Annotated in this window: 6 protein-coding genes; all 6 read left to right on the forward strand. The window is 33.1% G+C overall.

What is annotated here, in order from left to right; all coding sequences use genetic code 11:
- Positions 1–80: 80 nt before the first annotated feature.
- The 6 genes from HHU12_RS14175 (at position 81) to HHU12_RS14200 (ending at position 15,344) form a co-directional block, all read left to right on the forward strand.
- Positions 81–8,258, forward strand: a complete 8,178-nt coding sequence (locus HHU12_RS14175; protein WP_169657405.1) for a S8 family serine peptidase — start codon at positions 81–83, stop codon at positions 8,256–8,258.
- 219 nt (positions 8,259–8,477) lie between these two features.
- Positions 8,478–8,951 (forward strand): hypothetical protein, encoded by a 474-nt coding sequence (locus HHU12_RS14180; protein WP_169657406.1) that lies wholly within the window; start codon positions 8,478–8,480, stop codon positions 8,949–8,951.
- 205 nt (positions 8,952–9,156) lie between these two features.
- Positions 9,157–10,083, forward strand: a complete 927-nt coding sequence (locus tag HHU12_RS14185; RefSeq protein WP_169657407.1) for a transglutaminase domain-containing protein — start codon at positions 9,157–9,159, stop codon at positions 10,081–10,083.
- 230 nt (positions 10,084–10,313) lie between these two features.
- The gene (locus HHU12_RS14190) at positions 10,314–11,087 is read left to right on the forward strand and encodes a hypothetical protein (protein ID WP_169657408.1); all 774 of its coding nucleotides are present in this window, start codon (positions 10,314–10,316) and stop codon (positions 11,085–11,087) included.
- 3 nt (positions 11,088–11,090) lie between these two features.
- A complete protein-coding gene (locus HHU12_RS14195; protein ID WP_169657409.1) occupies positions 11,091–12,644 on the forward strand; it encodes a PCMD domain-containing protein in 1,554 nt (517 codons plus the stop codon).
- Between the two features lie 207 nt (positions 12,645–12,851).
- Positions 12,852–15,344, forward strand: coding sequence for a TonB-dependent receptor (locus tag HHU12_RS14200; protein WP_169657410.1), 2,493 nt, complete (start codon positions 12,852–12,854; stop codon positions 15,342–15,344).
- Positions 15,345–15,581 lie beyond the last annotated feature (237 nt).

Raw genomic sequence — 15,581 nt, forward strand, 5'->3', positions numbered from 1 at the left:
GCTATTACATACAGGTTGTTACTTTCTTATTCTAAATGAATATTTGCTCAAAATTATTGCTCTACTTTTCAACTATCTTCATGACTATTATAAGTTGTTCATTAGATAGTTTAGCTCAAGGAAACTCTGATTTAATTTTACAGAAATATGAAGAACATATTATTCGTGTAAAATTGAAGAAGGATAAGATTGATGCATTTACTCAATTGAATAATTCATCATCCGATCAAGGCATAATCACTACAGGAGATAGTCAACTTGATGCTTTGAATGAGCGATATGGTATCACAAAATTACAGAGAGTATTTCCCTATTCCTCAAAATTTGAAGAAAAACATAGGCATTACGGTTTACACCTTTGGTATGAATTTACATTTACCACAGATGAATCACCAGATATAGTAGCAGAAAACTTCTCCACTTTTACGGATTTTGAAATCTCTAAACCAGTTAATAGAAAAGTACTTTCTGAAGGGAAATATACTGCATTTGAAGCTTCTAAAATAAAGGGATTTTCTTCAGAGGTTTCAATGAATGACCCCTTTCTAAGCAATCAATGGCATTATCATAATACAGGACAAAATAATGGGGTTGTTGGAGCTGATATTAGTTTGTATGATGCATGGGAAATTAATTCAGGAAGCAGTAATGTTATCGTTGCAGTGATGGATGCAGGCATTGATGTAGACCATATTGATTTAGAAGATAATATTTGGGTAAATCAAATTGAAATACCAAATAATGGAGTAGATGAAGATGGAAATGGGTATATCGATGATATTAATGGCTTTAACTTCGTGAGTAATAATGGAGACATTGAAGCAGGGGAGCATGGTACACACGTTGGTGGAACTATTTCAGCAGTAAATAATAATAGTATTGGAGTGGCTGGAGTGGCAGGGGGAAATGGAAATTCGAATGGTGTAAAGTTGATGTCCTGTATGAATTTTGCAAATAACGGTTCGAATGGTGGCTTTGCACAAGCTTTTGTTTATGCGACCGATAATGGTGCCGTTATTTCTCAAAATAGCTGGGGACATACTACTCCTTCTTATTTTGATCAAGAGATTTTAGATGCTATCGATTATTTTATAGCCGAAGCAGGAAGTGAAAATGATAGTCCTATGAAAGGTGGTATTGTTATTTTTGCCTCAGGCAATAGTAATGATAATGACTTGTATTACCCTGGCTATTATGAACCAATTTTGACTGTTGCATCAACTACCAACGAAGATCAAAAAGCTTATTACAGTAACTATGGTGATTGGGTAGATATTGCGGCGCCAGGTGGGGAAACAATAAGCAATGCTGAAAAAGGAATTTTGAGTACTTTACCAAATGATACTTATGGCTATTTTCAAGGAACCTCAATGGCTTGTCCTCATGTATCAGGTGTAGCGGCATTAGTAGTTTCTGCAGCAAAAGGAAATATGACAAATACTGAATTAAGGTCGATTTTAGAAAATGCAGTAGACGATATTTCAGCTCAAAACCCTTTATTTAATGGAAAGTTAGGCACCGGAAGAATCAATGCCTATAAAGCGCTACAATCCATTAAAACAATAGGTGTAACTCCTGAAGAGATTATATTTAATGTTTACGAAAATCAACCTCAATCTCAAAAAGTGACTGTATTTAATATATCAGATAATTCAGTTAATTTTGATTTAACTTCCAATTCATCCTATTTTTCTTTTGACGAAACTAATGTAGAGTTAGGTATAGATGAAACAAAGGAAATCACGATTACATTTAATCCTGAAGGGTTTGATTTTGGTAATTATAAGGAGAATATTCTATTTGATTCAAATGTAGATTTTAATGTTGATGTACAGATAAATGTTTATGAGGAGCCTAATATTTATGTGGATTCTGTATCTGTAAATTTTGGTGAAGTGTATCAAGGTTTTACCAAAACACGACAAATTGAAATTTATAATAACGCTTTTGCACAGCTTGAATTGAGTGCTATACAAAGCAGTGCTACTTCTTTTGAAATTGAAACAACATCAATTACAGTTCCTCCTTATGGGAATGTTTTTCTTCCGGTAACTTACTCCACATTAAACGCTTTAGATGAAAATGCAGTTTTAACATTCTCAACCAATGACCTTGAAAATACATCTTTCTCGATTCCACTATCAGCATCAATTTATCCGAATGCTCCTCCTGTAATTTCAACCACTGATAGTATCAATCTAAAACAAGCTGAGAGTGGCATTATTACTTCTACTTTTCAAATTGAAAATACGGGTACAGATGATTTAAAGTATTCATTTCAACCTCAAAGAAATGAAAATGCCATAAGTCAACTTACTACAGTAAAAGAAAACTATTACAACCAAGCTCAGTTTGAAAAAGGAGATAGTTTATATCTGAAAGGGAGGGAAGTAGTGGAGAACTATGGTTCTTCAACCCATCAATTTTATCAATGGACCTCTCAACAAGTAACCTATCAATGGAATGATATACGGTCAAAAGGCCAAAACTATCAGCTTCTAGATGAAGGATCGACAACATATGCTTTTAATCAATTTGAGTTTCCTTTCTTTTCAACATTACATCAATCAATAACGGTTTTTTCAAATGGTTATTTGCAATTGGGTAATTCTTCATCAAGCCAATGGAATAATACAAGCTTTCCAGTAAACGATGCAGTAAACAATATAATAGCTCCTTATTGGACTGATCTTGATTCCGTTGAAGTGACTATTCTTGAAGAGCAGAATAAACTTGTTATCCAATACCAAGGACAGTATTTTCATAAGCCTGAGAGTGAAGCAAAATTTCAAGTAGTCCTCCACAAAAGCGGTGAAATCGATTTTTATTATCATACTATCACACTATCTCACAAAGGAACAGTAGGTCTTGAAAACGAGAATGCGGAGGAAGGGTTGTTGATTGCTTTTAATAATAGTTTTATACAGAATGAAAGAGCTATTCATATCACTCCATCTTATTTCCAATTTAGTCCTGAAAGTGGAACTGTTATTTCAAATACGAATGCAGGTGTTCAACTTTCATATAATTCTGCTTCTTATTTTGATGCAGGGAGTGGAAATGAACATTCAGTTTTTATTTACTCAAATGATCCATCCCAACCTTTGGTCTTACTTCCATTTACTGTTCAATATGGTGATGTGGTATTAGCCCTTTCAGACACTGTGGTAAATGATACCTCATATATAGGAAATCAATATTCAAAAGAAATTATCATTTATAATAATGGCTATGAAAACCTACTAATCTCAGACCTAACCTCTAACATTCCAGCTATTCTATTTGATGAAACGAATCTAACTGTTCCATCCAACGATTCAGTTATTATTAAGATCGAAAGACTTTCTGAGATTGTTGAAAATATAGAGGGAAATATCACATTCAAAACAAATGATCTTTCACAACAGAATGTTGAAATTCCTGTCTCTATTCATAATATAGATTATCCAGAAGTGGAAGTGACAAAAAGCCTTCTACAGTTCAATGGTTATTACCAAAGAACTATAGGGTTATTGGATTCATTTATTGTTAAAAACCGAAGAGTTTTACCTTTAACCCTTGAAGTCACAGTAGAGTCTGATACCCCAACTCCTTGGTTCACTATAAATGATTCAACCACATTAGCTGCCTTCTCTTTGGATGAAAATATTGAGAAAACATTAAGAATTGAAATCAAGGAGAATTTACCTACTGGTGATTATTCAGGAAAAGTAATAATTAAAACAAATGATCCTTTTCAACCACAACTAGAGATAGCTATAGAACTTACAGTTAATCCATCTCCACATCTTTCAGTGGTTGAGTTTATTCATTTTGATCAAAGATATATTGATAGCACCAATACTTTTTTGGCTGTCATTGAGAACATAGGAGATGAAGATTTAAACTTGAGCTACGATGAATCCAATCTTCAGTTTTTCGGACTTATAAATAATACGGCTCTTACTTTAGGAGCAAATGAAAAAGATACACTACAGTTTGATTTTAATCCATTAAGTGAAAACGAAGTGACAGAAAATTTGTCAATTCTAACGAATATGGCAGATACAGTACCCTATGAAATTCGATTTTCAGGTAATGGTGTTTTTGAGAGAGAAGTTGAAGTAACGGAACGATTCAGCACTTTTGATATTGATTTTAATGAAACGGCAAATGGACAACTAAATATTGAAAATACTTCAGATCATTCGGCATTGTATAAAATTGTCGTAAAAGAGAAATCATCTGATGAGGTCATAGATCGCCCTGCTTCAACTTACAATGATGGTTTTAATGTTCTAATTCTAGGTAGTGGAAGAGATGAGTGGCTGAAACAGTCAGTGGATGAACTTTATGCTACAGGAAGGTTTACCTCCGTTTCAGGAATTAACGCTTTTGACTATACACCTAGTATTCCTCAGATAGAAGATTTTGATGTGATCTTAGTGAATGGGATTTTTGGTTATGACAATTCTGAAAAATTAGGTAATGTTCTGCATCAATACATTGAAAAAGGGGGAAGTGTTGTACTATCAGCCTTCGTAAATTTAGAAAGTTCAGATCAGATTTTGGGTTTATGGAAAGAAAACGATTATGATCCTATTGAGGTAACGAATGAACAATTAAGTACAAAAGGGAATGGTATTGCAGATAATACTCACCCTTTGTTAGATGGGGTTAATTACTTTGATACTTACAATAGATTAGGAATTCCAACGAACAAGATAAAAACGGATACAGAAGTATTGGTGAGTTATAACGATGGTGTTCCTTGTGTTTTAAAACGTAATATCAATAACAAAAGCATTTTCTATGTAAACTCTTATACAGCTTATTGGACAGAAGGTTCTGATGGAGGACAACTTTTTGCCAATGTGATTCATGAGGCATATAATGTAAATGCAGGATCTTCATTATCGTGGGTTACATCTTCTATACCTTTTGAAGGTGAAATAGGTGCGGGTCAGTCACTGGATTTTGATTTTCTGATTAATGAACATCAAGATATTTTTGGAGGAAGTCATTCGGCAAGCTTACAAGTATATGTGACAGAGGGGAATTATGATGTATTAAAAACAACATCATATATAGATGTCAATGTTCAAGCAACCCATTTAATTTCAGTGGACAGTACATTTGTAATTAATAATGAGCGACAATATAAAAGTATACCCAAGCGTATCACTTTAGAAAATAAAGGGGCAGGGTACTTTTACATTGATGAGACCTTATTAAGTTCAGATAAAATAAACATTGAAGATACCGACATTAAAGACAGTCAAATCAATCCCTACACTTCTTACTATTATGATATCACTTATCAAGCGGATGAAGTTGGTATAGTAAAAGATTCCATCACATTAGTAGGTACAGACGGTGAGAAAGTGGTATTTTCCATAGAAGGTAATGTGGTACCTAATGGTACGTTGAGTTTTGAAAATACATTAGTGATCAATGTTGAACATGATGAAAAGAAAATCGTTTCTCATACCTTTACCAATCCAGAAACAGGTTCCGTTGATTTTATATTGAGTAGTTATTATGAGGAGGCAGTGTTGGAAAATCTTTACTCCAATTCATCTTTACAGACCACAGGACAAGAGTATTCATTTACTAGTAGTAATGATGTTGGAGGCCCTTCTTTTGAGTGGATTGACATCACAACAACTGGAACGGAGCTTATATTAGGAGATGATGAATCCTTTAAATTGCAAAACCTGAGTTGGGACTTTATCTTATATGAAAAGCATTACGAGAACATCTATATTTCCTCTAATGGCTACCTTACCTTTGATAAAGAGAATACAACTGTTTTTGAAAACGAAGAATTACCTAATACCAGTAAACCACATAGTATCATTGCACCACTTTGGACCGATTTAACACCACAGAGGTCAGGCACTATTCATTATGCATTGGATGATGATAAATTGATAGTTCAGTATACAAAAGTATCCACTTATGATAATTTTGAAGGAGAAAATACCTTCCAAGTGGTGTATTGGAAAAATGGACTGATTCAATACAATTACAAAAATGTTGAAGCCAATGAATATACCATAGGGATTGAAAATTATGCAGGTTATGAAGGATTAACTATCGCTTATAATTCAAATGAAATCACTGCTAATACAAGTTATCATCTTACACCTCCCAAAAGAGTTTTGGTACCTCAATCTACAAGGTTTACTTTAGAAGGAGGGGGAAGTAAAGAAGTATATTTTGCAGTGAATGCAGAGGACCTTTTTTATGCGGATAATTTTGAACAGTCAATTACAATTCAAACCTCAAATCCTGATTATCCGGCTTATCAATTAGATATAGACTTTAATGTGCTCAGGGGAATTCATATAAAAGATACGATCCCCAATCAGACAGTAGAGTTAAAAGATTCTATTAAAATAGATATGACTCAATACTTTTCTTCTTCATTAGAAGATACAAATATCAATTTTTCGGTACAGCCTAACCCTTATCTTACCTTTAAAGAAATTGATGGCACTTTGACAATAATTGTTGACCACTACTTTGATCATATGCAATCTATATCTGTTATAGCGAGTCAAGGTGATATTAGTAATCAGCAGTCTTTTAGTTTGAATACATTTACTGATAAGCCCTATATCAAAAAAGAAATAACCGATAAAACACTCCTTATTGGAGGTACCTATTCTTTTAACCTTAAGGATTACTTTGGTTTCCCTACGAATGAAGAGATGTATATGATCGAATTGGAAGATGAAGCAAAAGCAAATTATTCAATTGAAGATTCCATTTTAACTCTTCAAACTAATCATATTTTTGGTAAGGAGAACGGCCTTGAAGTAAAACTGATAGCCTTAAATTCTAAAGGGTCAATAACACAGATTTTCAATATTGTCAGTTATAACAATCGTCCAGAAGGTAAAGGCGATGATATCGTCATTGATATAGTAGAAAGTGAAAGCTATCTTTTGGACCCCTCTGCAATATATAGTGATAGAGACGGGCATTCATTACTTTATAAAGTATTTATCCCAACGAACACAATAATTAAAGTCGAAAAAGCAGAAGGTTCAAGTTTCAAAATAACGCCATTAGATAAAGGCATAGCGTCACTTATGTTTACAGTTGATGATGGCTATCAGTCTATCAACGACACTATCAATATAACTGTGGAAGGGAATTATTCGCCAGTTCAAAATATTACGATTGAAGATCAGGAATTGATTTTAGGTTTTACTAAAGAAATAGATATTAGTAACGTATTTGTAGATCCTGAAGATGCTCTTTTGTCCTATGAAGTAAGTACTTCCAATGAAAATGTTGAAGCTGAGATAGAAGGGACTTCACTGAAGTTAAAAGCATTGGAAGAAGGAAAAGCTTCAATTAATATTATAGTTTCAGATGGAGAGAAGAAAAGTGAAATAGCTTTTAATGTAATAGCCTTAAATAATGCTGTTACTTTAATCAAGGATATAGATGATGTACAAATGTATATTACTGATGAAGGAATTTTGATGGATATGGACACTATTTTTAATGATGTAGACGGTCATGATTTAAGCTATAACATAGAAATAGATGATAATAGTGTACTTTCACAAAGAAAGCTAACGGGTAATCTTTATGAATTTATACCTATGGAAATAGGTGAAGCTTTAATTGTAATTACAGCAACCGATTCTTATTCAGAAGTATCAACCTCATTTAGTGTCAATATTCCTAACCGTATTCCTGTGCTTCTGAAAAAAATGGAGGATCAAGAATTCTACCTATCGGATCAACAACAACTATATATTATCTCCGATTATTTTGAAGATCAAGATCAGCACCCTTTAAATTATAGTATCAGTACTACTAACTCAGATTTTGTGACTTTTAATTTAATCGAAAAAACATTAGAAATTCAGTTTAATCAAGCGGGTAATGGTATAATTACTGTACAAGCGGAAGACGATTATAACGGAAGTATTAGTACTAGTTTTGAATTGACTGTTTTAGAAGATACTATCCCCACCTCTTTAGAAAACTCAATCACAACCCAAAGATTAGATATTTACCCTAACCCCGTGAGCGATAGAATACATTTTACTTTAGCCAACTCTCAAAAATTAAAAATGATAAAATTGTTTGATGTTTCTGGACAGGAAATAAAGGATTTTGTGATAGAACCTACTATAAATTCAGAAGGAAATAATTATACTATTGATGTACGAAACCTATCACAAGGAATGTATTTTATCAGAATCAAAACAGTTGATCAGAATTTCCTATCTTCAAAATTTATAAAAAAATAGACTAATTCTACACTATCGTTATAAGGCTATAGCTTACACACGTACTTTATAAATAATTTTAATTATTGTAAGTGTTTGATATTCAAAACAATTATAATTAAATTAATGTTTTGTATGGTAACTCAAAAAATTAGAAGTATACACTAACTCATGTAATTACCACTCATTAAATTTAAATGTATTTTACTATCATCTTGACCCTTCTAAATAACACAAAAAATGAAAAGGATTAATAAGCGTTCGTTTTATTACAGGTACTCACTACTCCAAAAAAGTATTTTAATGGTACCCGTAATCAGTTTGGTTTTTCTACTAGTGTACCCTCTTTCGTTTGATCAGGCCAAATTAGCTAATTTTATTTTATTCGCTTTCAGTGGACTCAGTCTAATGTTAGTGATCAATAAAAAAAACTATTTAAAATGGGATTTGAATGAGATCGAAATTAAGGTAAAGGGAACTCCTAAAACTACACTTAAGAAAGACAGGATTGATGAGTTCTCCATTAATGGAACCACATTCATTGTAAAACTTTACAACGGAAAAGAGCAGGTTTTCGATCTGAAAGGCTTAAGAAGTAATGAATTAGATTTATTCTGTTCTACTTTTAAGGAAGCTATTAATGAATCGGAAAAAACAGAAATTCTATTTCACAACTATAATAAAATGTCTCTAATCTATAAGGATGATCAATAAATAGTATGAAATAAAAAGAAACGAAAAGATCTCAATACAATTCATATTGAGGTCTTTTTTATTATAGTACTAATGAACAATTAAATCCTCTTTAAACTATTTTTATTTTAAGCAATTGATCAGTAACTTTCAAATCAAACAATAAATTATCCTAATTAGAATGTCATTGAACCTTCCCTTACAAAGATTTTTTTTAGTTATCCTTTTGATCGTTACAAATTCTGTGTTTGGCTTTTCACCAAAAGAAAATGTAGATCAGTATGTCAAAGAAAATTATCCTAAACGATTTTCTTCCATTGAAAAGTTTGCCAATAGAGTGAAAAGCGACTTCAACACAAAGGAAGAACAAGCTAGAGCTGTTTATTGTTGGATGGCTTACAATATTAGTTATAATGTAAAAGGACTTAATGAGCAAAAAGTTTTTAAGTATTCATATAGCAATGAAGCTCAAAAATTGGAGATAGAAAAACAGATTTTTCAGGAAATTGCTCAAGATGCTTTGAAAGATAAAACAGCAGTTTGTGATGGTTATTCTAAGTTGTATAAAGCAGTTTGTGATCAATTATCGATTGAATGTGAAGTTGTAGAAGGTTTTTCAAGAGTTTATTTATCAGACTTAAATAGAAAATTCCAAAATCCAGATCATGCATGGAATGCGATAAAAATTGATGGGAAATGGTATTTAGTTGATGTTACTTGGGGGGCAGGGTATTTAGATGAATCTATGAAGTTTGTTTGGGAATATGAACCACTTTACTTTAAAGGGAGCCCTGAAGTATTTTTCAGAAATCACTATCCTTCAGATACAAAATGGCTGTTTTTAAATAAGTCATTGACAGATTTTACCAATCAACCTTTATATTATCTAACCTCAATAACAAAAAGTACGGAAGTTGTCTCTCCATTGACAGCATTTATAAGTGCAAAAAAACAAGTTGAAATCAAAATAAAGACGGAATTGGATGCCAAAAAATTCACTTACGCTTTTGATACAGAACAATATTTACAAGAGTTTAAAGTGAAGTATAATAATGACACGCTATCTTTATTGGTTTCCCCTCCAAAACGTAAAAGTAAACACCTGACCATTTACTATGACGGAAGTGGGATCATAACCTATAAATGTAAATAGTCTTCTAAAAAAACTTAAAGGTAACAAGCTCTCATTGAATTGCTTTAACGGAAAGCTCAATTAATGTTGTACTATAAATAACACTAATTGAGCTTTTTATTTTATCAAGACTTATAACATTGTTAAAAATAAATTCCTTGTAATACGTTAATAAGGCCCCAAATATTATTAATAAGATATTTTATCAGACAAAATCCTAGAATCTTTGTCCAGAAGCAATTAATAATATAATGAGAAAACTAATCCTGCTATGTCTGATGGTTTATTATAACCCTTTATTCGGACAAACTTTACAACAAAATAACGACGATCTTGAACATCATAGAAGCGATCATTTTAAAAGAGATATCAAAAAGACCACCTTCATCCCCAAAGGACAATGGTTAGTTGGTACTACTTTTAAATATAAAGAGAATTCCACTGAAAATTTCAAATTTCTAATGATGGAAGAATGGACAGGCAATGGCTACAATTTTGATGTTAGTCCATTTGTCGCTTATTTCCTAAGAGATGATTTTGCAGTAGGTGCTAGATTTACCTACAACAGATCATTTTCACAAGTGGACAATATGAAAATTGCCATTGATGATGATATTTCATTTACCATTCAAGGCCAAGAAGAAATATCCCACACCTTTTATTCTACACTATTTATGAGGCATTATCTTACGCTAGGGAATAGTAAAAGATTTGCACTTTTTAATGAAGTGGGGATATCATATGGATATGGTCAATCAAAAAGTATGACGCATGGAGAAACTCCTTCAGATACGAAAGGAACTTACTCTGTAATTAATGAATTTAATATTGGTGTATCACCAGGAATGGTAGCTTTTATCAATGATAATGTTGCGTTGGAAGTAATGATCGGAATTATGGGATTCTCCAATAAATGGGTCCAACAAACAGAAAACCAAGTAACTGAAGGTTGGAGGAGAACAAGTGAAGCCAACTTCAATATTGATATTTTTTCCTTGAACATTGGATTAGCCTTTTACATTTAGAACATGAAAATATATAAACTATTTACCTTATTAACCCTATTCATTTTTAGCGTTTCATGTATTGAAAATGATCTGCCTTACCCTAAAGTGTTGGGAGAAATTTTGTATATCAAAATGAGTGATCAAGTAGGAGAGTCCACAATATCTTCTGCTGAACAAACTGCTAAAGTTTATGTAAATGCCTCTAGTGATCTGTCAGATTTAAGTATTGATTCACTAGTGATCACTGAAGGAGCAAGTATTTATCCTAATCCAGATTCTGTAAATGATTTTACCGATGATGTGGAATTTACAATTTCCACCTATCAAGATTATGATTGGAAAGTGGTTGTAGAAAAAGCCATGCCGGAGGTGGAAGTTCTAAAATTTGAAGTAGAAGATCAACGTTCAACGGTGATTGATAATGGACTTCAGCTTATTACAGTAGTGATGCCAGCGGAGTATGATTTGACGAATGTAAATATCACATCTTTTGAGTATACGCCTGAAGAACATAAGCTTTCACCTGATTATACTACAGTCCATGATTTGAGTGATACCGTTTCTTTTTTCTTTTCAGAAATGTTAGAATGGAAAGTGATCGCTATGCATGAATCATCCATGTTTACTGCTTTTACTATTGATGGCCAAATTTCTTCAACGATTCATTTTGATTCTGAAAGCGTAGAAGTATTGATGCCTTCAACCGCAGATTTATCCAATTTAAGAATTTCAAACTTTCATTATTTACCGGAAAACAGTACAATCACACCAGGTGATGAAGTAACGGATTTTTCATCTCCAGTTCATTATCTCTTTGAAGATGGAACAGAATGGGTTGTGACGGTTACGAAAGAAGAAGTAGAGGAAGAACAAGTTTTGTTTAGCGATTTCAGAACTTGGTTTTTAAAAGGAGATTCAGAAAGTAAGGGCTATTATTTGCCGGGAAATAATTTGACCACACCATGGAGAAGTGGTGATAAAGGGGCTGATGAAGTAATAATTCCTGCTCATTTGCACACCGTATTTCCAGATCCAAACCCAACTAATCCATCTGGAGCAAAGCTTGAAACAAAGTCTGTGTTAGGTAAACTAGCTGCGGGTTCGTTATTTACAGGTGAAATTCACGGCTCAGGTTTTGATAAAGTGGATACTGATTTTGGCGTTCCGTTTACAGGTAGACCCAAGGGATTCAGTACTTCATTTACTTATGAACCTCAACCATACTCAGGTACAATGGATAAATGTGATATTTATGTCATATTACAAGTAAGAGAAGGAAGCGGTAGTAATGAAAAAAGGTATAGACTTGCAACTGCTTGGTACCGTTCTGATGAAGAAGTATCAAGCTTTAAAGATATGTCCCTTGAATTTACATACGGTGAACTATCAGGAGTACCTGATTATATGTTACCATCAGAGGAAAATATTGAAATGCCAGAACATGGTTTTTATCCTGATAAAGAGGCTGACCCGACTCATATCATCATCGTTTTTGCATCAAGTGCATATGGTGCAGATTTTATTGGAGGAGTAGGGAGTAAAATGATTGTCAAGCATGTACAATTAGATTACTAAATCTATTTTAAGTACCAAAGCGATAACTAATGCTTTGGTACTTAAACCTTTTTTATCATTCCTTTTATAAGAATGTTTAAATTCTAAATACTATTTCATCATAATAATCTCACTAAGCTGTTCATCAAACCAAGAATATTACTAAATTTACAAGACATATTAATCGTATTTCCTTATTAAAGGCTCAATCTCAATCAACTCTTCAACATGAAGAACATATTTAAACTATTCCTATTTTTCTTTTTCTTAATCAATTCATTTGTATTACAAGCACAAGTATTTAGTGTTCAAAATGCCTTACACTCAGGTATTGAAGGAGTGTTTATTCGGGATGAACATGGCGAAAGTACCATAACGAATGAACAAGGTAATTTTGAGTTGTTTGGTAACGGAAAGCGTTTTACTTTTTCTCATGTCAACTATAAATCAGTGACGGTATCACGTAACTATCTCACACAATACGCTGTCATTTATCTTGATGAGAAAATTATTTCATTGGATGAAGTTGTGGTAGGCGGAAATAAATGGGAGGAGAAATCTTATGAGAATCCACAGCAGATCAAAACCATAAAAAGTATCGCTATTGCGAATGATATGCCAAGAACTTCGGCTGATTTAATAGGTAATACTGGTGAAGTTTACATACAGCAAAGTCAGATGGGTGGGGGAAGTCCAATGATCAGGGGTTTTTCTGCCAATCAGATCCTTTTGGTGGTAGATGGCGTGAGGATGAACAATGCAATTTACAGGAGTGGCAACCTTCAGAATATATTAAGTATTGATCCACAAAGTGTGGAAAATGCAGAAATTATTTTTGGTCCGGGAAGTGTTATTTATGGTAGCGATGCTTTGGGTGGCGTAATAGATTTTCATACACGAACACCTAAATTGTCCAGTCAGACAAATGCTTTTTTACATGGAGATGCATCTATTCGTTTAGCTTCTGCTACGGGGGAAGGAACAGGGACAATTCATCTCAATGTTTCCAATAACAAATGGGCATGGCATGGTGGTTTTTCTTATTCCTCATTTCAAGATTTGATTGCCGGCGGATGGTACAAATCAAATAGTGATATGTTTGGCCAAAGAAAATTTACGGTAAAATATGAAAATGGATCGGATCTCATTCAGTCCAATTTTCATCAGCTGGAAAAACAAACTCCTTCTGCCTATGAACAGTTCAGTACGCAACAAAAATTAAGATTCAAGCCCAATAAGTATGTAGATGCTCAATATTCATTTCTTTTGACAAATACCACAAACATCCCAAGGTATGACCGTTTAACAGAACTGAATTCAATAAAGGATGAAAATGGTCAAGACCTCAATGTTACTTCAGAAGATGTTTTTGGAATTGATAATAACGAGTTACAAACCGTGTATGGAAATACAACCCCTAAGTTTTCAGAGTGGTATTACGGTCCTCAGTTCTGGATGTTGAATGCCTTGAAAATCAAATTATCAAAACCTACCCGCCTGTATGATAATTTAAAAACAACACTTTCTTATCAGTTGGTCAATGAAGACAGGCACAATAGAAAATTTAATAATGAGAACAGGTATAATGATTATGTGGATGTCAATATTTGGGGATTAAACCTTGATTTGATAAAACGTATCAATGAGAAAATTGAAATTGCGTATGGTTTTGAAGGTACAACGAATAAAGTTTCTTCAAGAGCAAATCGGTATAATATTCTTACAGGGAGAAAAGAAGATGCTTTACCTCGATATGCTGGAGGAGGGAGCTTTTATTCTACACTTGGGTTTTATGGCTTAGGGAAATACCGTTTTAATGAAAAGTGGATTGCTTCTTTTGGATTAAGATATTCCCATACATTTATCACCTCTGATTATACTGATCAAGCTTCACAGCAATTAAACTTACCTTACGATCATTTTAATTATGATGTGGGGTCACTGACCGGAAGTATAGGAGCAACTTATCAGTATGAAGGATGGCTTTTGAAAACACAATTCGCTAAAGGTTTTAAAGCACCTAACATTGATGACATAGGAAAAGTATATAATCCTTCAAAGGATGATCTCGTGGTTCCTAATCCTGATTTGAAACCAACAGATGTGTATACACTTGATCTTACAGTTGAAAAAAGGTGGGATGATATTTTTCAAGTCGGAGTTACAGGATTTTACTCATGGTTGCATAATGCTATGTTGAGAAACCCATACCAGTATAATGGAAAAGACTCTATTGAAATTGATAACGAAAAATATGCAGTTTTTGCGCTACAGAATACTGGTAGTGCCCGAATAGCGGGATATTCATTAAATCTAAAAGCAAATATCAGTAGAGAATTATCCTTGCAAGGAACCTACACTTACATTTTTGGAGAAGATGAAGCTACAGGTGATCGTCTCCGTCATGTTCCGCCAGAATTTGGTAAAATAGCTTTGCTTTATTCAAGAAACCGTTGGCATGTTGGCTTGAACACCTTTTTTAGTGGATCGATTGCATTTCAGGATTTAGCACCTTCAGAACAAGCTAAACCTTATTTATATGCTCATGAGGGTGTACTTTCATGGTGGACTTTAAATTTCCAAAGCAGTTTACGTTTTAGAGATTTTGCTGAAATTCATTTTAATGTCGATAATATCTTTGATCAAAATTACAGGACCTATAGCTCAGGAATTAATGCGGCAGGTCGTAATTTTTCTTTTGGGATGAGAGGTTTTTTCTAAAAGTTTAGTTCAGAAAGGTGACTTTTTTAAGGTTGTGATATAAGTAATTGAAAAGATTAAATTGAATTATGAATATGCACAATATCACAAAGAAAATCATACTGAAAAGTTTTGGATACTTATTACTTTCAACTCTCAATACACTAGTTTGTATTTTGATAGGAACTAATTTTCAAATACTTCAGACGTTATAATACCTTCATCCCAAAAACAAAAACTAAATTATATCTGTATAAT

Origin of the sequence: Flammeovirga aprica JL-4 (assembly GCF_012844305.1) — a bacterium.
GTDB classification, from domain to species: Bacteria; Bacteroidota; Bacteroidia; order Cytophagales; family Flammeovirgaceae; genus Flammeovirga; species Flammeovirga aprica.

Excerpts from the sequence above, each read along its gene's own strand:
- HHU12_RS14175 (WP_169657405.1), top strand. The coding sequence starts at position 81 with ATGACTATTATAAGTTGTTCATTAGATAGTTTAGCTCAAGGAAACTCT.
- HHU12_RS14180 (WP_169657406.1), top strand. The coding sequence starts at position 8,478 with ATGAAAAGGATTAATAAGCGTTCGTTTTATTACAGGTACTCACTACTC.
- HHU12_RS14190 (WP_169657408.1), top strand. The coding sequence starts at position 10,314 with ATGAGAAAACTAATCCTGCTATGTCTGATGGTTTATTATAACCCTTTA.
- HHU12_RS14195 (WP_169657409.1), top strand. The coding sequence starts at position 11,091 with ATGAAAATATATAAACTATTTACCTTATTAACCCTATTCATTTTTAGC.
- HHU12_RS14200 (WP_169657410.1), top strand. The coding sequence starts at position 12,852 with ATGAAGAACATATTTAAACTATTCCTATTTTTCTTTTTCTTAATCAAT.